At 71.8% G+C, this 19,904-nt stretch carries 21 protein-coding genes; 3 read left to right on the top strand and 18 right to left on the bottom strand.

Translation table 11 applies throughout. The annotated features are described in order from the left end of the window. Window positions 1-30: 30 nt before the first annotated feature. Complete coding sequence (gene murA, locus AB0H57_RS05865; RefSeq protein ID WP_357503100.1) at window positions 31-1,473, bottom strand: UDP-N-acetylglucosamine 1-carboxyvinyltransferase; 1,443 nt, start codon at window positions 1,471-1,473, stop codon at window positions 31-33. On the opposite strand from murA, the gene AB0H57_RS05860 reads away from it, so the two are divergent. Both AB0H57_RS05860 and AB0H57_RS05855 read left to right on the top strand, forming a co-directional pair. Beyond that, window positions 1,472-2,044: a cob(I)yrinic acid a,c-diamide adenosyltransferase gene (locus AB0H57_RS05860; RefSeq protein WP_357503098.1), complete on the top strand. Its 573-nt coding sequence runs from the start codon at window positions 1,472-1,474 to the stop codon at window positions 2,042-2,044. The genes murA and AB0H57_RS05860 overlap by 2 nt on opposite strands. Further along, window positions 2,020-2,442: a VOC family protein gene (locus AB0H57_RS05855; protein ID WP_357503097.1), complete on the top strand. Its 423-nt coding sequence runs from the start codon at window positions 2,020-2,022 to the stop codon at window positions 2,440-2,442. Before AB0H57_RS05860 ends, AB0H57_RS05855 begins: the two co-directional genes overlap by 25 nt. 407 nt (window positions 2,443-2,849) lie before the next feature. Here AB0H57_RS05855 and AB0H57_RS05850 read toward each other — a convergent pair whose 3' ends face one another. From AB0H57_RS05850 to glyA, 13 genes are all read right to left on the bottom strand, one after another. After that, window positions 2,850-3,305 carry a DUF2550 domain-containing protein gene (locus AB0H57_RS05850; RefSeq protein WP_357503095.1) on the bottom strand — a complete coding sequence of 152 codons (456 nt, stop codon included), beginning with the start codon at window positions 3,303-3,305 and terminating at the stop codon, window positions 2,850-2,852. Between the two features lie 12 nt (window positions 3,306-3,317). After that, complete coding sequence (locus tag AB0H57_RS05845) at window positions 3,318-3,596, bottom strand: F0F1 ATP synthase subunit epsilon (protein ID WP_357503093.1); 279 nt, start codon at window positions 3,594-3,596, stop codon at window positions 3,318-3,320. A gap of 135 nt (window positions 3,597-3,731) precedes the next feature. Next, window positions 3,732-4,877 carry an LCP family protein gene (locus AB0H57_RS05840; RefSeq protein WP_357503314.1) on the bottom strand — a complete coding sequence of 382 codons (1,146 nt, stop codon included), beginning with the start codon at window positions 4,875-4,877 and terminating at the stop codon, window positions 3,732-3,734. Between the two features lie 245 nt (window positions 4,878-5,122). Further along, window positions 5,123-6,565 (bottom strand): F0F1 ATP synthase subunit beta, encoded by a 1,443-nt coding sequence (gene atpD / locus AB0H57_RS05835; protein ID WP_357503091.1) that lies wholly within the window; start codon window positions 6,563-6,565, stop codon window positions 5,123-5,125. Further along, the gene (locus AB0H57_RS05830; RefSeq protein WP_357503089.1) at window positions 6,565-7,503 is read right to left on the bottom strand and encodes a F0F1 ATP synthase subunit gamma; all 939 of its coding nucleotides are present in this window, start codon (window positions 7,501-7,503) and stop codon (window positions 6,565-6,567) included. The genes atpD and AB0H57_RS05830 overlap by 1 nt, the downstream gene beginning before the upstream one ends. Window positions 7,504-7,506: 3 nt before the next feature. Then, complete coding sequence (atpA, locus tag AB0H57_RS05825) at window positions 7,507-9,159, bottom strand: F0F1 ATP synthase subunit alpha (RefSeq protein ID WP_357503087.1); 1,653 nt, start codon at window positions 9,157-9,159, stop codon at window positions 7,507-7,509. Between the two features lie 75 nt (window positions 9,160-9,234). Continuing rightward, window positions 9,235-10,056: a F0F1 ATP synthase subunit delta gene (locus AB0H57_RS05820; protein WP_357503085.1), complete on the bottom strand. Its 822-nt coding sequence runs from the start codon at window positions 10,054-10,056 to the stop codon at window positions 9,235-9,237. After that, window positions 10,056-10,595, bottom strand: a complete 540-nt coding sequence (locus AB0H57_RS05815) for a F0F1 ATP synthase subunit B (RefSeq protein ID WP_357503083.1) — start codon at window positions 10,593-10,595, stop codon at window positions 10,056-10,058. Before AB0H57_RS05815 ends, AB0H57_RS05820 begins: the two co-directional genes overlap by 1 nt. 29 nt (window positions 10,596-10,624) lie before the next feature. Beyond that, window positions 10,625-10,858, bottom strand: coding sequence for an ATP synthase subunit C (locus tag AB0H57_RS05810; protein WP_046563803.1), 234 nt, complete (start codon window positions 10,856-10,858; stop codon window positions 10,625-10,627). 66 nt (window positions 10,859-10,924) lie between these two features. Next, window positions 10,925-11,722, bottom strand: coding sequence for a F0F1 ATP synthase subunit A (gene atpB, locus AB0H57_RS05805; protein WP_357503081.1), 798 nt, complete (start codon window positions 11,720-11,722; stop codon window positions 10,925-10,927). Between the two features lie 11 nt (window positions 11,723-11,733). Next, window positions 11,734-11,970 (bottom strand): hypothetical protein, encoded by a 237-nt coding sequence (locus AB0H57_RS05800; protein WP_357503079.1) that lies wholly within the window; start codon window positions 11,968-11,970, stop codon window positions 11,734-11,736. A gap of 173 nt (window positions 11,971-12,143) precedes the next feature. Beyond that, complete coding sequence (locus tag AB0H57_RS05795; RefSeq protein ID WP_357503077.1) at window positions 12,144-12,575, bottom strand: hypothetical protein; 432 nt, start codon at window positions 12,573-12,575, stop codon at window positions 12,144-12,146. Next, on the bottom strand, window positions 12,568-13,857 hold the full coding sequence (gene glyA / locus AB0H57_RS05790; protein ID WP_357503075.1) for a serine hydroxymethyltransferase: 1,290 nt from the start codon (window positions 13,855-13,857) through the stop codon (window positions 12,568-12,570). The genes AB0H57_RS05795 and glyA overlap by 8 nt, the downstream gene beginning before the upstream one ends. Before the next feature lie 35 nt (window positions 13,858-13,892). Between glyA and AB0H57_RS05785 the strand changes: the two genes are divergently transcribed. Then, complete coding sequence (locus AB0H57_RS05785; RefSeq protein WP_357503073.1) at window positions 13,893-15,362, top strand: SDR family oxidoreductase; 1,470 nt, start codon at window positions 13,893-13,895, stop codon at window positions 15,360-15,362. A gap of 44 nt (window positions 15,363-15,406) precedes the next feature. Here AB0H57_RS05785 and AB0H57_RS05780 read toward each other — a convergent pair whose 3' ends face one another. From AB0H57_RS05780 to prmC, 4 genes are all read right to left on the bottom strand, one after another. Beyond that, window positions 15,407-17,521 carry a transglycosylase domain-containing protein gene (locus AB0H57_RS05780; RefSeq protein WP_357503071.1) on the bottom strand — a complete coding sequence of 705 codons (2,115 nt, stop codon included), beginning with the start codon at window positions 17,519-17,521 and terminating at the stop codon, window positions 15,407-15,409. 140 nt (window positions 17,522-17,661) lie between these two features. Next, window positions 17,662-18,273, bottom strand: coding sequence for a phosphotyrosine protein phosphatase (locus AB0H57_RS05775; RefSeq protein ID WP_357503069.1), 612 nt, complete (start codon window positions 18,271-18,273; stop codon window positions 17,662-17,664). After that, window positions 18,274-18,921, bottom strand: a complete 648-nt coding sequence (locus AB0H57_RS05770; RefSeq protein WP_357503312.1) for an L-threonylcarbamoyladenylate synthase — start codon at window positions 18,919-18,921, stop codon at window positions 18,274-18,276. Beyond that, on the bottom strand, window positions 18,921-19,868 hold the full coding sequence (gene prmC / locus AB0H57_RS05765) for a peptide chain release factor N(5)-glutamine methyltransferase (protein ID WP_357503067.1): 948 nt from the start codon (window positions 19,866-19,868) through the stop codon (window positions 18,921-18,923). Before prmC ends, AB0H57_RS05770 begins: the two co-directional genes overlap by 1 nt. Window positions 19,869-19,904 lie beyond the last annotated feature (36 nt).

Below are 19,904 nucleotides of genomic sequence, written 5' to 3'. Positions count from 1 at the left end.
AGTCGGCCGGCCTGAACGAGGGCTAAGGGGTCAGATCTCCAGGGCGGGTTCCTCGGGTACGGTGCCCCGCTCCACCTCGATCCCCAGCGCCCGCAGGTCGGCCACGAAGTCGGGGTAGCCCCGGTCGACGTGGTGCACGTGGGAGACCTCGGTGACCCCGTCGGCGCAGAGCCCGGCGATGATCAGCCCGGCGCCGGCCCGGATGTCGGTGGCGCGTACCGGCGCACCGGAGAGCCGGTCGTGGCCACACACCAGGGCGTGGTGGCCGTCGGTCTTGATGTCCGCGCCGAGCCGCATCATCTCGTTGGCGAACATGAACCGGCCGTCGAAGATGTTCTCGGTGATCAACGACGCCCCGTCGCTGACCGCGGCCAGCCCGATCGCCATCGGCAGCAGGTCGGTGGCGAAGCCCGGGAACGGCAGGGTGACCACGTCGACGGCCTTCGGCCGGTCGTCCATGCGTACCCGGAAGGAGTCCCCGCGGGTCTCCACCAGGCCGCCGGCCGAGACCAGCTTGTCCAGCGCGACCTCCAGGAAGGCCGGCGGCACGCCGGTCACCGTGACGTCGCCGTGGGTCATCGCCGCCGCGAACGCCCAGGTGCCGGCGACGATCCGGTCCCCCACCGTGGCGTGCCGCACCGGCCGCAGCTCCGGTACGCCGACGATGCGCAGCGTCGAGGTGCCGGCCCCCTCGATCCGGGCGCCCATCCCGCTGAGCATCGCGCAGATGTCCACGATCTCCGGCTCCCGGGCGGCGTTGTCGATCACGGTGGCCCCGCGGGCCAGCACCGCCGCCATCACCAGGTTCTCGGTTGCCCCCACGCTCGGGAAGTCCAGCACGATCTCCGCGCCGTGCAACCCGTCCGGCGCCTCGGCGATCACGAAGCCGTGCTCGCCGGAGATCACCGCGCCCATCCGGGCCAGCCCGGCGATGTGCATGTCCAGGCCACGCGAGCCGATCGCGTCACCGCCGGGGTGGGCGACCCGCACGTACCCGCGGCGGGCCAACAGCGGACCGAGCACGCAGATCGAGGCACGCAGCCGCCGGACCAGGTCGTAGTCGGCCTCGGCGCCCGGCTCCTCCGGCACGTCGATGACCACCTGGCGGGAGCGGGGCGAGCCGTCCCGGGCGATCATCGGGTCGGGCGGGTCGTCCGCCTCGAACCGTACGTCGCAGCCGAGCCGGCGCAGCACCTCCCCCATGATCGCGATGTCGGTGATCCGGGGAACGTTGGTGATCACGTTGCGGCCCGGGGCGAGCAGCGCCGCCGCCATCAGCTTCAACGCCGAGTTCTTCGCACCCACCACGTGCACCGTGCCCGCCAGCCGGGCGTCCCCGGAGACCCGGATGACGTCGATGTCGTTGATCGCGGCGTCGCCGGCGTCACCCGGCCCCACCCCGGCCGGCCGGGCGGTCCCCTGGTCGGGCCGCGCCGGGATCGTCAGGTCCGGTATCCGTAGGCTGTGCGTCATGGCCGTCCACCTCACGCGCATCTACACCAAGGCCGGCGACGCCGGCATGACCAGGCTGAGCAACAACGAGCAGGTGCCGAAGACCGATCCGCGCATCGCCGCGTACGCGGACGTCGACGAGTGCAACGCCGCGATCGGCGTGGCCCTCGCCCTGGGGCAGCTCACCGACGACCTGCGCGCGGTGCTGGGGTCGATCCAGAACGACCTGTTCGACGTGGGCGCCGACCTGGCCACCCCGGTGGAGCCGGACCCGCAGTACCCGCCGCTGCGGGTCACCGAGGAGTACGTGGAGCGCCTCGAGGGCTGGTGCGACGAGTACAACGGGCGGCTGGGCAAGCTCGACTCCTTCGTCCTTCCCGGCGGCACCGCTGGCGCGGCGCTGCTGCACGTGGCACGAACGACCGCCAGGCGCGCCGAACGGGCGGCCTGGGCCCTGGTCGCTCACGATCCGGATCGCACCAGCTTCCTCCCGGCAAAGTATCTCAACCGGCTCTCCGACCTGCTGTTCATCCTGTCAAGGACGGCAAACCCGGACGGTGATGTGCTATGGGTACCGGGCGGGAACCGCTGACCGTCGGGTCGCTGCACCACGTCGAGGTGTGGGTACCCGATCTGGACGCGGCGAAGCACAGTTGGGGCTGGCTCCTCGCCGAGCTCGGGTGGACGCCGTTCCAGGACTGGCCGGCCGGCCGGTCCTGGCGGCTCGGCCCCACGTACCTGGTGCTGGAGCAGTCACCCGCGCTGTCCGGGCGGACGCACAACCGGCTCGCCCCCGGGCTGAACCACCTGGCGTTCCACGCCGGCCCGCCCGCCGAGGTGGACCGGCTGGTCGCCGCCGCCCCGGCGTACGGCTGGAGCCTGCTCTTCCCGGACCGGCACCCGCACGCCGGCGGGCCACAGACCTACGCGGCCTACCTGACCGACGGGCAGGGCTACGAGGTGGAACTGGTCGCCGACCCGGCGGGGTGAGGTGCCGGGCATCGCCGGTGGCGTCCCCGCCCTCGCCCCGGCCAGGTGCCGCTTTCTGCCTACCAACTTGACGTCACAAACGAATCGCCGTCGATCGACCACGCCCACCCCGCACAACTTCGCCGCCACGGCACCCAGCCCCACCAGGGGCGGAGCCAGGGCCGGGGCAGCCCGTCTGCCGGGCTCGGTGCGGGGTGATTCGTTTATGACGTCAAGTTCGTAGCGTGCCGGAAGGTGTCTGCCATCGTCGCGGCGGGGCTTCCGGCGCACCTCGGCGACGGGCCGCGGGCTTGAGGCAGCCCGGCGACGGGCCGCGGGCTTGAGGCAGCCCGGCGCCGGGCGGCGGGCTTGAGGAGCCCGGCGACGGGCGGCGAGCGGGCATGGAAGGAGGCCGGTCGGGCCGCGGGTCAGGCGGCCGGCCAGTCCTGCGAGGCCAGACGCGGCGAGGCCGCCCCGGGCGGGGCGGCCTCGAGCCAGGAGAGGAATCCGGTGACCGTGGACCGGGCCATGGCGATCTCCACCGGGGCGTGTCGACTGGTACAGCGGAGGATCACCCAGTCGGCGGGCATGGAGAGTCGCTCCTGCCCTTCCGGAAGGCGCCGTCGTTCCACCACCAGTTCCTTGCGGGACAGCACCCGCTTGGGCCGGATGGCAAAACTGAACATCCGGTACCAGCGGAGTTCGTCGCCGGCGAACCGGCCGAAACCGGGCGACCAGCCTCGGCCGTCGAGCATGGTGGTGACCCGGACACTGAGCCGGATGATGCCCCCGCTACCGGTCACCAGGGCACGCCGGAGGAAGAGGATCAGAAGCGCGGCGAGGACGACCGCGACGCCGATACCGATCCCTTCCACGATCTCCATCGGCGGGTCGGCTCAGCGCGCCGGAGTGGCCGGGCTGGCGCTCTCGGCGAGGACCGTCACGCCCTCACCGGTCACCGACAGGAAGCCACCGGCGACGTCGTACGCGAGCTGCTCGCCGCCGGCCTGCTTGATGCGCACCTGGCTCGGTTCGGCGAGCTGGCCGAGCAGAGGCGCGTGCCCCGGCAGCACACCCAGCTCACCCTCGGTCGTCCGGGCGACGACCATCTCGGCCTCACCCGTCCAGACCTTCTCCTCGACGGCTACGAGCTCGACGTGAAGCTGCTTTGCCACGCTGTCTCCTTGCTGCGGCGGGCGGATTGCGGGAAATTCTAGTCGCGTCGCCCGGCGCCACCCAACGCGGGTGCCGAGAGTTGCACCACGAGTTCCGCGAGGTACGACCCCGGACCCCGCCCCCTGGCGCCGACGCTACTTGGTTACCTGCCGGAAATCGGGATGTTCCAGCAGGAACGCATCCAATTGCTCGTTGTGCAGCGCGGTGAAGAAGTCCTCCACCCCGGGTTCGAACCGCTCACCAAGGTAGCGGGAGCCGCTGTTCACCGCCCCGCCCGGCAACTTGATCGTCTCGATCGAGCTGGACCGCAGGTTTTTCAGCGCGATGGCGTAGTCGACGATGCTGCTGCCCCGGCCGTTGAAGATCAACGACTCACCGGCGGCCCGTACCACCCGGTCGAGCTTGACCGGGTTGGTCACCACGTCGGCGCTGAACGCCTGGTCCGCCATCGCCTTGATGAACTGCTGCTGGTGCCGCTGCCGGCCGTAGTCGGCGTCCGGCACGCCGTTGCGCGGGTAGCGCTGCCGGACGTAGTCCAGCGCCTGCCACCCCTTGAGGTGGGCGTTGCCCTTCTGGTACTCGGCCTGCGGCCCGATGTAGCCCTCGCCGTTGGGGTTGCCCTCGCGCAGGGTGCCGTCCGGCTTGCGGTGCTCGGAGCGGACGTCCCGCTCGATGTACATGTCGACGCCGCCCATCGCGTCGACGATCTTCGTGAAGCCGTTGAAGTTGATGATCGCCCCGGCGTCGAAGCGCTTGATGCCGGTGACCTGCTGCACGGTCTTGGCCAGCAGCTCGAAGCCCCGCGCGGCGTCCGGGTCGCCGCCGCCGGGCACCACGCTGCCGTGCGACATCGCGCCGTTGAGCTTGCCCTTGCCGCCGGCGTACCCGGCCTTGGAGAACTCGGGGATGTCCACGTACAGGTCGCGCGGCACCGAGAACAGGTACGCCCGGTCCAGCCCGGCGGGCACGTGCAGGACCATGATCGAGTCGGCGAGCGGCCGCTGCTTCGGGTTACGCGGGTCGATGCCGACCAGCAGGATGTTGAGTGGGCCCTTGATGTCGCTCTTCCGCTCCTTGGCTCCGGCCGCCTGGTCGCCGAAGAGGTCGGCCTTGCCGACCGAGCCCTCGTAGCGGGCCACCAGGGCCTCGTAACCGACCAGCACCGCGCCGCTGAGCAGCATCAGCACAGTGCCGAAGATGGTGCACAGCCGGGCCCAGCGCGGTACGCCGGACCAGCGCGACCGCCCTCGGCGGTTCTTGCCGGCCTCACCCACGAGCAGCTCCCCTCGTCACGCCCTCGCCTCTGAAGACGGGCGCACAGAGTCGTTCCGTTGCAGGTTTCACGCCCGTGACCCTGCGTGGGTTGCACATTCCACCCAGTACGCGAGCGTGGCTCGAACCGTACCCCCCTGCTCAGGCGGTCAAGCGACCCGCGCAAAGCGACATCCAGCGCGAACGATCCCAGTACGACAAAGGGCCACCCCGGAAACGTCCGGGGTGGCCCTTTTCGGCTGTGGCGAAATTCTCAGCCCTGCGCCATCAGCTCCTTGGCCTTGGCCTCGAGGTCCTCGATGCCGCCGCACATGAAGAACGCCTGCTCCGGGAAGTGGTCGAACTCGCCCTCGGCGATCCGCCGGAACGCGTCGATGGTCTCCGTGATCGGCACCGTCGAGCCCGGCACGCCGGTGAACTGCTCGGCGGCGTAGGTGTTCTGCGAGAGGAAGCGCTCGATCCGGCGGGCCCGGCCGACGGTGAGCTTGTCCTCCTCGGAAAGCTCCTCGATACCCAGGATGGCGATGATGTCCTGCAGGTCCTTGTAGCGCTGCAGGATCCGCTTCACCTCGGTGGCGACAGCGAAGTGCTCCTCGCCGACGAAATCCGGGGCGAGGATCCGGGACGAGGACGCCAGCGGGTCCACGGCCGGGTAGATGCCCTTGTCGGAGATCGACCGCTCCAGGTTGGTGGTCGCGTCGAGGTGGGCGAACGTGGTGGCCGGCGCCGGGTCGGTGTAGTCGTCGGCGGGCACGTAGATCGCCTGCATCGAGGTGATGGCCTGACCCCGGACGGAGGTGATCCGCTCCTGGAGCTCGCCCATCTCGTCGGCCAGGGTCGGCTGGTAACCCACGGCGCTCGGCATCCGGCCGAGCAGCGTGGAGACCTCGGAGCCGGCCTGGGTGAAGCGGAAGATGTTGTCGATGAAGAGCAGCACCTCCTGCTTCTTCACGTCCCGGAAGTACTCCGCCATGGTCAGCGCGGAGAGCGCGACCCGCAGCCGGGTGCCCGGCGGCTCGTCCATCTGGCCGTAGACCAGCGCGGTCTTGTCGATGACGCCCGACTCGGTCATCTCGGCGATGAGGTCGTTGCCCTCGCGGGTGCGCTCACCCACGCCGGCGAAGACCGAGGTACCACCGAAGTTCCGGGCCACCCGGGTGATCATCTCCTGGATGAGCACCGTCTTGCCCACGCCCGCGCCGCCGAACAGGCCGATCTTGCCGCCCTTGACGTACGGGGCGAGCAGGTCGATGACCTTGATGCCGGTCTCCAGCATCTCGGTCTTCGGCTCCAGGTCCGCGAAGGCCGGGGCCTTGCGGTGGATGCCCCAGTGGTCGTCCGCGTTGATGGTCTCGCCCTCGGTGAGGTTGAGGCACTCGCCGATCGCGTTGAACACGTGGCCCTTGACCGCGTCGCCCACCGGCACGCTGATCGGCGCGCCGGTGTCGCGTACCTCGGTGCCGCGGACCAGGCCGTCGGTCGGCTGCATCGAGATGGCGCGGATCAGGTTGTCGCCCAGGTGCTGGGCGACCTCCAGGGTCAGCGTCTTCTCACCGCCGGACAGATTCACGTTGACGTGCAGGGCGTTGAACAGCTCCGGCATCGCGTCGCGCGGGAACTCGGCGTCGACGACCGGGCCGATGACCCGGACCACGCGACCCGTGGCCGTCTTGGTCTCAACTGCGGATACAGTCATCACACTTCACTTCCCGACGCGGCCAGCGCGTTCGCGCCGCCGACGATCTCACTGATCTCCTGGGTGATGCCGGCCTGACGGGCCGAGTTCATCTCACGCGTGTACTTCTCGATCATCTCTTCGGCGTTGTCGGTGGCGCTCTTCATCGCCCGCCGACGGGCGGCCGACTCGCTGGCCGCCGACTCCAGCAACGCCGCGTAGATCCGCGTGTTGATGTACTTCGGCAGCAGCGCGTCGAGCAGCGACTCCGGCTCCGGCTCGAACTCGTACGCCGGCAGCAGCCCGCCCGGGGCCTCCGACCGCGGCCGATCCTCGACCTGCATCGGGCCGATGATCCGCGACACCGGGTTCTGGGTCATCAGGGACTTGAACTCGGTGTAGACGATGTGCAGCTCGTCGACCCCGAGGATCCCGTCCGCCCCGGCGTCGCCGTCCGTGTCGTCCGCGCCGGCGGTGAACGCCTTGATCAGCGTCTCGCCGACCGCGCGGGCGTCGTCGAAGGTCGGCTGCTCGGAGAAGCCCGTCCAGCTCTCGGTGATCTCCCGGTTACGGAACCGGTAGAACGCCACGCCCTTGCGGCCGATGACGTAGAGCACCGGCTCCTTGCCGTCGGCCCGCAGCCGGGCGATCAGCGACTCGGCGGTGCGGATCGCGTTGGAGCTGTACCCACCGGCCAGACCGCGGTCGGAGGTGACCAGCAGGACGCCCGCCCGCCGCACCCGCTCGCGCGGGGTGAGCAGCGGGTGGTCGATCCGGGCGTTGGAGGCCAGCGCCGTCAGCACGCCGGTGATCGCCTGGGCGTACGGCAGCGACGCCGCCACCTTGGCCTGAGCCTTGGCGATGCGGCTCGTCGCGACGAGCTCCATCGCCTTGGTGATCTTCTTCATCCCCTTGGCGGACCGGATCCGCTGCCGGAGAACGCGTACCTGGGCGGCCATGGATCAGCTCTCGGCCGGGCGGTCGGCGGCGCTGTCGCGGAAGCGGGTCACCGTCTCGCGGTTCTGCTCGCCCTCCAGCGGCTGCGCCGGGGCCTCGTTGACCCGCACCTCGTCCTCCTTGCCCAGGAAGACCTTCTTGAACTCGCTGATCGCGGAGTCCAGCGAACCGACGATGTCGTCGTCCCACTTGTTGTCCCTGATCGCGGCCAGCACGCCCTCGTGCTTGTGCCGCAGGTACTGGAGGAACTCGGACTCGAAGCGGCGGACCTCGCCGACCGGGACGTCGTCCAGCTTGCCCTCGGTGCCGGCCCAGACCGAGACGACCTGCTCCTGCACCGGGTACGGCGAGTAGTTCGGCTGCTTCAGCAGCTCGACCAGGCGGCTGCCGCGGTTCAGCTGCGCCTGGGAGGCCTTGTCCAGGTCGGAGGCGAAGGCGGCGAACGCCTCCAGCTCACGGAACTGGGCCAGGTTCAGCCGCAGCGAGCCGGCGACCTTCCTCATCGGCTTCACCTGCGCGGCGCCACCGACCCGGGAGACCGAGGTGCCGACGTTGATGGCCGGCCGGACGCCCTGGTTGAACAGGTCGGTCTCCAGGAAGATCTGGCCGTCGGTGATGGAGATGACGTTGGTCGGGATGAACGCCGAGATGTCGTTCGCCTTGGTCTCGATGATCGGCAGGCCGGTCATCGAGCCGCCACCCAGCTCGTCGGAGAGCTTGGCGCAGCGCTCCAGCAGCCGCGAGTGCAGGTAGAAGACGTCACCCGGGTACGCCTCACGGCCCGGCGGGCGGCGCAGCAGCAGCGACACGGCCCGGTACGCCTCGGCCTGCTTGCTCAGGTCGTCGAAGACGATCAGGACGTGCTTGCCGCCGTACATCCAGTGCTGCCCGATGGACGAGCCGGTGTAGGGGGCGAGGTACTTGAAGCCGGCCGGGTCGGAGGCCGGGGAGGCGACGATGGTGGTGTATTCCATCGCGCCCGCCGCCTCCAGCGTCCCCTTGATGGAGGCGATGGTGGATGCCTTCTGGCCGATGGCGACGTAGATGCAGCGGACCTGCTTCGTCGGGTCGCCGGAGCGCCAGTTTTCCCGCTGGTTGAGGATGGTGTCCAGGGCGACCGTGGTCTTGCCGGTCTTCCGGTCACCGATGATCAGCTGGCGCTGGCCGCGGCCGATCGGGGTCATCGCGTCGACGGCCTTGAGGCCGGTCTGCATCGGCTCGAAGACGGACTGGCGGGACATCACGTTCGGGGCCTGGAGCTCCAGCTCCCGGTAGCCCTCGTCGGCGATGTCGCCAAGGCCGTCGATCGGCTTGCCGAGCGCGTCGACCACGCGGCCGAGGAAGGCGTCGCCGACCGGGACGGAGAGCACCCGCTCGGTGCGCTTGACGCGCTGACCCTCTTCGATCCCGGCGAAGTCACCGAGGACGACGACACCGATCTCCCGGACGTCGAGGTTCAACGCCACGCCGAGCGTGCCGTCCTCGAACTCCAGGAGCTCGTTGGTCATGGTCGAGGGCAGGCCCTCGACGTGGGCGATGCCGTCGCCGGCGTCGGCGACGGTGCCGACCTCCTCGCGGGAGACGTCGGACGAGTAGGAGGAGACGTAGCGCTCCAGGGCGCCGCGGATCTCCTCCGTCGAGATGGTCAGCTCGGCCATCCTCTGCTTCCTTAAGTATCTCAGGGCCCGGGATACCTAGTACCGACCGGTCCGGTGGCGACGTATCAGGGCTGCTCAGCGCTTGGCGAGCGCGTTGCGGGTCTCGTTGAGGCGGCGCAGGACGGTGCCGTCGTACAGGTCGGAGCCGACCCGCACGCTCACCCCACCGAGTACCTCGGGGTCGACCGTCTGCTTGACGGAAACCTCTCGACCGTACATCTCCGAGAGGCGGGCGCCGAGGCGTCGCTCCTCGGAGTCACTCAGCGGAGCCGCCACGGTCACGTACGCGACCTGCCGGTCCCGCCGGTCGGCGGCCAGCTCGACCAGCCGGGTGAGCGCACCGGTGAAGGAGCGTCCCCCGAAGCCGGCCAGCGCGGCCTCGACGAGCCGGACGGTGACCGGCCGGGCCTTGCCGGCGAGCAGCTGCTGGGCCAGGGTGGCCCGCAGCTCGGCCGGGGCCATCGGGTCGGAAAGCGCGTTGGACAGCTCGGTGGAGCCGGAGACGACCTGCCCGAAGCGGAACAGCTCGTCCTCGACCTCGCCCAGCTCGCCGGCGGTGTCGGCGCTCGCCAGGAGCGCCTCCACGCCGAGCCGCTCGGTGCCGTCGAGCAGCTGGGACGGGGCCGACCAGCGGCCGGAGACCAGCGCGGTGACCAGGTCGAGCGCGTCGGCGCCGACCTTGCCGCCCAGGATCCCGGTGAGCAACGCGCTGCGGTCCCCGCCCGAGCGCGCCGGGTCGGAGAGCGCCCGGCGCAGCCGCGGCTCCCGCCGCAGCAGGGTGGCGACGGAGAGGATGTCGTCGGCGGTGGCGGCCACCGCCGACGGCTCCGCGCCGCGGACGTACGCGTCGAGGCGCTCGGCCCCGACCTTGTACGACTCCCGGCTGGCGGCCTGCATCAGCGGGCCCCCGTGCTCTCGAGACCGCTCAGGAACCGGTCCACGGTGCCCTTGCGACGCGCCTCGTCGGCCAGCGACTCACCGACGATCCGGCTGGCCAGGTCCACCGCCAGGGTGCCGACCTCGGTGCGCAGCTCGCGCACGATGGTGGCCCGCTCGGCGGCGAGCTGCTCCTTGCCGGCCGCGATGACCCGGTCGGACTCCTCCCGCGCCTTGGCGAGGATGTCCTGGCGGATGCCCTCGGCGTCGGCCCGGGCGTCGTCCCGGATCTTGGCGGCGTCGGTACGCGCCTCGGCGAGCTGCGCACGGTACTGCTCGAGCAGCTGGTTCGCCTCGGCCTGGGCGGCCTCGGCGCGCTTGATGCCACCCTCGATCGCGTCGACCCGGGCCTGGAACGTCTGCTCCATGCGCGGGAAGACGAACTTCATCAGCACGAAGCAGAGCACGATGAAGGCGATCCCGCCGACCACGATCTCCTGCCAGATGGGGATGATCGGGTTGTGGGTCGCCTCACCACCCTCAGCGGCGAGGAAGTACATGGGAAAACCTCCCGGTCAGAGGGGCTGGATCAGGCGGTGCCGGCCCAGATGAAGCCGAACGCGATACCCAGCAGCGCGAGGGCCTCGATGACGGCGAAGCCGATCCAGACGTACGGCAGGGTCATCCGCGAGGACTCCGGCTGGCGGGCGGTCGACTGGATGTAGGCCGAGAAGACCAGGCCCACGCCGATGCCCGGGCCGATGGCGGCCAGGCCGTAACCGATGGCAGCGGTGCTGCCCGTTACCTCGGCAAGGATGCTCATTGTGGTTCCTCCTGGTTATCACGCGTGACGGTCACGCGGGACGACAACGGTTGGTACGAAGAATGATCAGTGCTCGTCGGCGAGCGCGCCCTGCACGTAGCTGGCGGTCAGCACCGTGAAGACGTACGCCTGCAGACAGATCACCAGGAACTCGAGGAAGGTCAGCGCGATCGTCATCACCCAGGACAGCACCGAGACCGGCGCCAGCCAGGTGTTGGCGCTGAGCATGGCGAAGCCGCCGAGCGTGAAGACCAGCAGGAGCATGTGGCCGGCGAACATGTTGGCGAAGAGACGCACGGCCAGCGAGAACGGCCGGACCAGGAAGGTCGAGAAGAACTCGATCGGGATCAGGATCGGCAGGATGTACCAGGGCGCCGGCGGGATCAGAGAGTTCTTGACGTACTTCACGAAGCCGTGGTGCCGAATGCCGACATAGATGAACATCACGTAGCTGATCACGGCGAGGAAGGCCGGGAAGGCGATGTGCGAGTTCGGCGAGATCTGGAAGAACGGCACGATCGCGAAGAAGTTCGTCAGCAGGATGAAGCAGAAGAGCGTGGTGAAGTACGGCGCGAACCGTGCCCCGCGGTGCCCGATCATGTCGACCGCGATGTTGTTGCGGACGAAACCGTAGATCGACTCGGCGAACCACTGCTTCTTCGTCGGGACCAGCTGCGGGTTCCGGTAGGTGGCGAGGAAGAAGATGATCAGAACGCCGACGGCGATCCAGACCATGGCGGTGATCTTGGTGAACCAGTACGAGTCGTGCGCACCCCAGGGCAGGATGCTGGGCAGGTAGAAGTCCTCCACGCTCGGTGGGAATGCCGCCTGGCCCGCTGCCAGGACGTTCGCCTGTCCGAACACCGCGTCCCTTCCTAAGTAGGCGTGCCGAGCCGGCGGACGACCAGGATGATCCCCCCGGCCATGCCGAGCACGACGCCGATCCCGGTGGCGATGCCGCCGGTGTCGAGCCACTGGTCGACCAGCCAGCCGATGAAACCCCACACCAGCATTCCCCCGATGAGGTAGCTGAGCGCGGTCCAACCCTGACCGGCACCGGACGGAACGTCGCCCGAGCCGCCAGCGTTGGGGGGTTTCTGGTCACCGGCCATGACGGGGCGAACGATATCAGTCGAGGAGACGAGGCTGTGCCTCACCCCCCGCACAACCTGGTTGTGTGGGACACGGGTGGGCGACGTCGTCTTGAGGCACGCTACTCCTCCTCGGCGACTGAGAGAATGACCGATCGCGGACACGTCGGCGTGCCGTCCGAACGGTGGGACGGTCAGTTGTGGACCCGGCGGGCGTGCCGGGTGGCGAGCCACCAGATGTGCACCCCGGTCCAGACCACCACGCCCGCGGCGATGCCGAGGCAGAACGGGATCAGGCCCGGCCACCCGGTCGACGCGACCAGCACCATCACGCCGCCGAGCAGGGTCATCTTGGCGATGTAGAGACCCAACCCGAACGGCAGGATCAGCTGCGGGTCGCGGGCGTCCGCCCAGGCCAGCACCACCGTGGTCAGCGAGTAGCTGACCGCGGTCACGGCCACTCCGGCCGCCGCGCCGAGCGCGCCGTCCGCGCCCCGGAGCATCCCGCCGGCCACCGCGGCGAGCGCGGCCAGCACGGCCGTCGCGCTCAGCAGCACCGGCAGGTGGCGCAGCCGCCAGCCCCGGTCCGCCGCCGCCTCCGCGCCGTCCACCCCGCGCTCAGCCACGGGGGTACGCCGGGAAGGCGGCGACCAGGCCGGTCACGTCGGCGGCGATCCGGGTCAGCTCGTCGGCGCCCCCGGGCGCCCCCGGGTCGGTCCGTACCGCCCGGGCGATCAGCGCGGCGATCCGGCGCATCTCCTCCTCGCGCATGCCCTGGGTGGTGACGCTGGGGCTGCCCACCCGGATGCCGGAGGCGACCATCGGCTTCTGCGGGTCGTACGGGACGGCGTTCTTGTTCAGCGTGATGCCGGCGGCGTCGCAGCGCGCCTCGGCCTCGGCCCCGGTCACCCCCACCTGCCGCAGGTCGAGCAGGGCGAGGTGGGTGTCGGTGCCGCCGGAAACCGGCCGCATCCCCTCCTCGGCCAGCCCGGCGGCCAGCGCCCGGGCGTTGCCGACCACCTGGGCGGCGTACGTCCGGAAGTCGGGCTGGGCGGCCTCGCGCAGCGCGACCGCCTTGGCCGCGACGGCGTGCATCAGCGGCCCGCCCTGGGTGAACGGGAAGACCGCCTTGTCGATCCGGGCGGCGAGGGACTCCCGGCAGAGGATCATGCCGCCGCGCGGGCCGCGCAGCACCTTGTGGGTGGTGGCGCAGACGACGTCGGCGTACGGCACCGGGGAGGGGATGGCGGCGCCGGCGACCAGCCCGATGAAGTGCGCCGCGTCCACCATCAGGTACGCCCCGACCTCGTCGGCGATCTCCCGGAACGCCCGGAAGTCGATCAGCCGGGGATAGGCCGTGGCCCCGCAGATGATCATTTTGGGGCGATGCGCGAGGGCCAGGTCCCGCACCTCGTCGTAGTCGATCAGCTCGGTGTCCCGCCGGACGGTGTAGCCGACCGCGTGGAACCACTTGCCGGAGAAGTTCACCCGGCTGCCGTGGGTGAGGTGGCCACCGTGCGGCAGGTCCATGGCGAGGACGGTGTCCCCCGGCTGCACCAGCGCCGCGTACGCGGCCAGGTTGGCGCTCGCTCCGGAGTGCGGCTGGAGGTTCGCGTGCTCGGCGCCGAACAGCTCCTTCGCCCGGGCGATCCCGATCTCCTCGGCCCGGTCCACCTCGGCGCAGCCACCGTAGTAGCGCCGGCCCGGGTAGCCCTCGGCGTACTTGTTGGTCAGCGTCGAGCCGAGCGCGGCGAGCACCGCCGGGGAGGTCAGATTCTCGCTGGCGATCAGCTGCAGGCCGCCGCGCAGCCGGTCCAACTCGCCCAGCACCACCCCGGCGATCTCCGGGTCGACGGCGGTGAGCTGCTGGAAGTCCGGCCCCCAGAAGGTGTCTCTCGCGTTCTTCACAGCGAAGGAGTCTACGGAGCCGCAGACTGGAGGCCGTGAGATGCCTGGTCACCGGAGCGACGGGTTACATCGGCGGACGACTGACGCCCCGGCTGCTGGCGGAGGGACACCAGGTCCGCTGCCTGGCCCGCCGGGCCGGTCGGCTGCGGGACGTGCCGTGGGCCGCCCAGGCGGAGATCGCCGAGGGTGACCTGCGCCGGCCGGAGACGCTGCCGGCCGCGTTCGAGGGCGTCGACGTCGCGTACTACCTGGTGCACTCGCTGGGTCAGGCCGGCTTCGAGGCGGCCGACCGGGACGCGGCGACCAACTTCGTCGCGGCGGCGCGCGCCGCGGGCGTACGCCGGATCGTCTACCTCGGCGGCCCGGACCCGAAGGGCGGGACCCCCTCGCCGCACCTGCGGTCCCGGGCCGAGGTGGCGCGGATCCTGCTGGCCGGCGGGGTGCCGACGGCGGTGCTCCGGGCGGCGGTGATCATCGGGTCGGGCTCGGCCTCCTTCGAGATGCTGCGCTACCTCACCGAACGGCTGCCGGCCATGGTCACCCCCCGCTGGGTACGCAACCGGATCCAGCCGATCGCGGTCCGGGACGTGCTGCGCTACCTGGCCGGCTGCGCCACGCTGCCGCCGGAGGTGAACCGGGCCTTCGACATCGGCGGCCCGGACATCCTCACCTTCACCGAGATGATGCAGCGGTACGCCCGGGTGGCCGACCTGCCCCACCGGGTCATCCTGCCGGTGCGGGCGCTCACCCCGTCGCTCTCCTCGCTCTGGGTCGGCCTGATCACCCCGGTCCCGAGCGGCATCGCCCGTCCGCTGGTGGAGAGCCTGGTGCACGAGGCGGTGGCGCACGAGCACGACATCGCCCGGTACGTGCCCGACCCGCCCGGCGGGTTGACCGGCTTCGACCACTCGGTCGCGCTGGCCCTGGCGAAGATCCGCGACGCCGAGGTGGAGACCCGCTGGTCCACGGCGAGCGGGCCGGACGCCCCGGCCGAGCCGCTGCCCAGCGACCCGAAGTGGTCCGGCGGCACCGTCTACACCGACGTCCGGGAGCGGGTGGTGCACGCGTCGCCGGCCGCGCTGTGGCGGGTGATCGAGGGGGTCGGCGGCGAGCACGGCTGGTACTCCTTCCCGCTGGCCTGGTCGTTGCGGGGCTGGCTGGACCGGCTGGTCGGCGGGGTGGGCCTGCGCCGGGGGCGGCGCGACCCGCACCGGCTCCGGGTCGGCGAGGCGCTGGACTTCTGGCGGGTCGAGGAGATCGTGCCGGGTGAGCTGCTGCGGCTGCGGGCCGAGATGCGGCTGCCCGGCCGGGCCTGGCTGGAGATGCGCGCCGAGCCGGCCGAGGGCGGCGGCAGCCGGTACCTGCAACGGGCGGTCTTCCTGCCGCACGGGCTGGTCGGGCACGCGTACTGGGGGTCGGTCTACCCGTTCCACGCGATCGTCTTCGGCGGCATGGCCCGCAACATCGCCCGCGGCGCCGAGGTGCAAGGCGGGGGCCCCGCTTGACACCCGGCTGTTAAGCGGGGCCCCCTCCTAACAGCCGGCGCCGGTCAGTTGCCGTCGCGCGCACCGGTGGTCCGGTACGCGATCGACTCGCTCGGCGGTACGAAGTCGCGGGCCGGCTCGCCACGCAGGGCGTACGCGAGCACCCGGCCGACCGCGTCCACCATCCGCTGCTGCACCGCCTTGCCCACCGCGTCGCGCGGGTCGTCCGGGTTGGCGGCGATCGAGGCGACCGCGAGCTGCGGGGTGAAGGCCACCACGCTCTCCGTCTCGTACCGCTCCGAGCTGCCGGTCTTGCCGGCCACCGGCCGGCCCAGCCGGGACCGCAGGTCCTCCGCCGTGCCGCCGTTGCAGCGCCGGTACATCGACTGGTCGCCCACCGGGCAGCGGGCCGCGTCGGTGGCCGCCCGGGCCACCTCGGTGTCGAGCACCTGCCGGCAGTCGGGGCGACCGGCGGCCACGGTCCGGCCGGCCGGGTCGGTGATCGAGCGGACCGGCCGCGGCGCGCACCAGGTCCCCTCGGCGGCCAGCGTGGCGTACGCGTTGGCCAGGTCCAGCGGGGTGGTGGCGGAGACGCCGAGGGTGAAGGCCCCCCAGTCCCGGGCGCTCTGCCGGGCCAGCGTGGCGTCGTCCGGGGCGCGGAACACGATCCCGAGCCGCTCGGCCATCTCGACCGCGCGGTCCGCCCCGACCCGCTGCTCCAGCCAGGCGAAGTAGGTGTTCACCGAGCGGCCGAAGGCGGTCCACATGGTGCGGTAGCCGTCCATCGCCGCGTCGGCGTTCTCCGGGCACCACCGCCCGCCGCAGTCGGCCGGCCCGCCGGAGGCCGGGAACCTGGTCACCAGCCGGGCCGGGGCGTCGTAGCCGGTGTCCAGGGGCAGCCCGGACTCCAGCGCGGCGAGCATGGTGAAGAGCTTGAAGGTAGAGCCGGCCTGGTAGCCGGCGATCGATCCGCCGCCCGCCACCAGCTGGTTGACCGTGTTCGGGTAGTTGCGCTGCCCGGCCGGGTTGGCCGCCACGCCGTAGCTGCGGTTCACCGCCATGGCCAGCACCCGCCCGGTGCCCGGCTGCACCACCACGGTGGGCGCCACCCGCGGCTCGTCAGTGCCGTACACCTCCAGCACCTCCGCCTGCAGGGCGGCCTGGATCGCCGGGTCCAGCGAGGCGACGATCCGGTACCCGCCCCGGCGGAGCAGGTGCCGCCGCTCGTCCACCGAGGCGCCGAAGGCCGGCTGGGTGTCCCACCACCGGGTGAACCAGTCGCAGAAGAACGCCCAGTCGCTGTGCCCCTCGGCCACGCCGGTGCAGTCGTTGGGCGTGGCGCTGGGGCGCAGGTCCAGCGGCTCGACCCGGGCTCGCTCGGCGTCGGCGGGCGGGACCTGGCCGGTCTCCACCAGCCGCTCCAGCACGTACGACCGGCGCGTCAGGGCGGCCCCGGCGTCCCCGTTGATCGGGTCGTCGGTGGCCGGCGAGCGGACCAACCCGGCGAGCAGGGCGGCCTGGGCCAGCGTGAGGTCCGCCGGAGACTTGGAGAAGTACCGCTTGCTGGCGGCGGAGATGCCGTACGCCCCGGCGCCGAAGTAGGCGATGTTGAGGTAGCGGCCGAGGATCTGCTCCTTGCTCAGCCCCCGCTCCAGGGCCAGCGCGTACCGCATCTCCCGCACCTTGCGGCCGGCGGTGATCTCGGTGGCCCGGGCCCGCTCCTCGGCGGTGCGCCGCGGGTCACCGGCCAGGGCGTTGCGCACGTACTGCATGGTCAGCGTGGAGGCGCCCTGGCGGGCCCCGCCGCCGCGCTGGTTGGCCGTGAACGCCCGCGCCACGCCGCGCGCGTCCACCCCGCGGTGCTGGTAGAACCGGGCGTCCTCGGCGGCCACGATCGCCTGTCGCATCACCGGCGCCACCCCGGACAGCGGCACGTCCACCCGGTCCTCCTCGTAGAACGAGGTGATCAGGGTGACGCCGTCACCGGCGTACAGGTTCGACCGCTGCACGCTCGGCGGCGTCCGCAGCGAGGCGGGCAGCTCGGCCCAGGGGACGGCCAGCCCGCCGAAGCTGATGCCGTAGACCAGCGCGGCCGGCAGGGCCGCCACGGCCAGCGCCAGGCCGGCCAGCACGCCGGCGACCAGAACGGTGAAGCCCTTGTTGAGATAGGCCCGGAACATCAGCTCTCCCCGCAGGAGCCGGTCACGCTAGGACCCGTCCAGAATGCCCTTTTCGCCCCCGTTCACGAGCAAACCCGCAGAAAACTCACGAGAACTCCACACGACCGGCGTACGGGCGCCGGAGCGGGCGGGCGGGCGGCTCAGGGCAGCAGGCTGCTGGCGAGGGGGTGGACGACCTCCTCGATCTCGTCCGCCACCCGACTGAAGCACTGGTCGCCGCGGCCCCACGGGTCGTCCAGGTCGTCGGTGCTCAGCGCGGGTGCGCCCGCCCGGGCCTCGTGCGCGGCGGCCACCAGGGCGACTCCGCGTTCGTATACCGCCTCCGGGGTGGCCCCGGCCGGCGGCAGCCCCGCGGTGTCCACCACACCGAGCAGCCGGCCGAACTCGCCCAGCACGAAGGTGCGGGCGGCGGCGTCGGGGCGCAGCGCCTGCACGTACTCCTGCTGGTCGGCGGTGGCGGTGAGCACCAGGTCGGCGGCGTCGATGTGGTCCGAGCGCAGCTTGCGGGCGGCGAAGCCCTCGACCGCACCGCCCCGGGAGAGCACCTGGCGGGCCGCCGGCGGGTTCATCTCCTCCCCCGCGTGCCAGCCGCCCGTGCCCGCGCTGTGGCTGTGCAGCAGCTCGTCCACCCGGGCCGGGTCGACGCCGTGCCGGCCCAGCCGCTCCCGCACGGCGAGCACCAGCAGTCGTTCGGCCATCGGTGAGCGGCAGATGTTGCCCATGCACACGTGCAGGACGGTGAACGGCGGCACTCACGCCTCCCGGACGTCGACGATGTCCGGGACCACGTCGAGCAGCTTCTCCATCGGGATGGCCCCCCGGCGCAGCACCTGCGGCACGTCGCCGGTCAGGTCCACGATCGTGCTCGGCACCGGGTCCGGGCACGGCCCCGCCTCCAGGTAGGCGCGCACCGAGTAGCCGAGCTGGTCCCGGGCCTCCTCCGCGGTGACCGCCGCCGGCTGGCCGGTCTTGTTCGCCGAGGAGACGGCCATCGGGCCGGTCTCGCGCAGCACCTCCAGCGCCACCGGATGCAGCGGCATCCGCACCGCCACCGTGCCGGTCTTGTCGCCCAGGTCCCAGTTCAGCGTGGGCGAGTGCTCGACCACGATGGTCAGCGCGCCCGGCCAGAACGCCTCGACCAGGTCCCGGGCCGCGCGGGGCAGCGAGAAGACCAGGCCGTCGAGGGTGTGCCGGGAGCCGATCAGCACCGGCGGCGGCATCTGCCGGCCCCGGCCCTTCGCGTCCAGCAGCGCCTTGACCGCGTACGGGGTGAACGCGTCCGCGCCGATCCCGTAGACCGTGTCGGTGGGCAGGACGACGAGTTCGCCGTTCTTGACCGCCTCGATGGCCGCAGCGATGCCGCGGTCCCGGTCGGCGGGCGACCGGCAGTCGTAGAGCATCACGAGGAGCCAGTCTGCCACGCCGGGCCCGGGTCGGGGCGCGCGCCGTCCGACCGGCGGGACGCGGTGGCGAATCGAGGGCGTCCGGTCAGGTCCCGGTGCTCCTCGACGGCCTCGAACCGGCCGTCGGCGGCGAGCAGCTCCGGCACGGCCGACCCGTGCGTGTCGTCGTGCTCGATGCCGAGCACCCCACCGGGCCGCAGCAGTTCCGCCGCCCGCCGGACCACCGGGCGGATCACCGCCAACCCGTCCGCCCCACCGAAGACCGCCTCGTCCGGGTCGTGACCGGCCACCTCCGGCGGTACGACCACCGACCGCGGCACGTACGGCGGATTGCAGAGCAGCACGTCCACCCGGCCGGTGAGGTCGGCCAGCAACTCCGGGTCGGTGACGTCGGCCGCCACCACCTCGATCGGCCGGTCCCCCGCCGCGGCCCGGTCCGCCGCGTTGCGGCGCAGCCAGCGCAGTGCCTCCGGCGAGCGTTCCACCGCCATTACCCAGGCCGCCGGCAGCTCCTGGGCGACGGCCAGGGCGATCGCGCCGGAGCCGCTGCACAGGTCCACCACGAGCGGCGCCGGCACCCGCCCGCCCCGGGCCACCCCCCAGCCGGCCAGCAGTTCGGTCTCCGGCCGGGGCACGAACACCCCCGGCCCGACCGCCAGCTCCAGGTGCCGGAACCCGGCCACCCCGGTCAGGTGCTGCAACGGCTCCCGGTCGGCCCGCCGGGCGACCAGCGCGTCGAACCGGCCAAGCTGGGCCGGGTCGAACCCGTTGACCAGTGCCAGCCGGCCCCGGGGCACCCCCAGCACGTACGCGGCGAGCTGCTCCGCCTCGGCCCGGGGCGCCTCGACGCCGGCGTCGGCCAGCCGGCGGGCGGCCCGGACCACCGCGTGGGACGGCCGGACCGGTTTTGTCCCTTCGGACGGGTGTCGGGCATCGTGGGTCACGTAATAATCATGAGTCGTCGGCCGGGCGCGCCACGA

The sequence above is a fragment of the Micromonospora sp. NPDC050686 genome, from assembly GCF_040654475.1.
GTDB lineage: Bacteria > Actinomycetota > Actinomycetes > Mycobacteriales > Micromonosporaceae > Micromonospora.
This window is presented reverse-complemented; position numbering and strand designations above follow the sequence as displayed.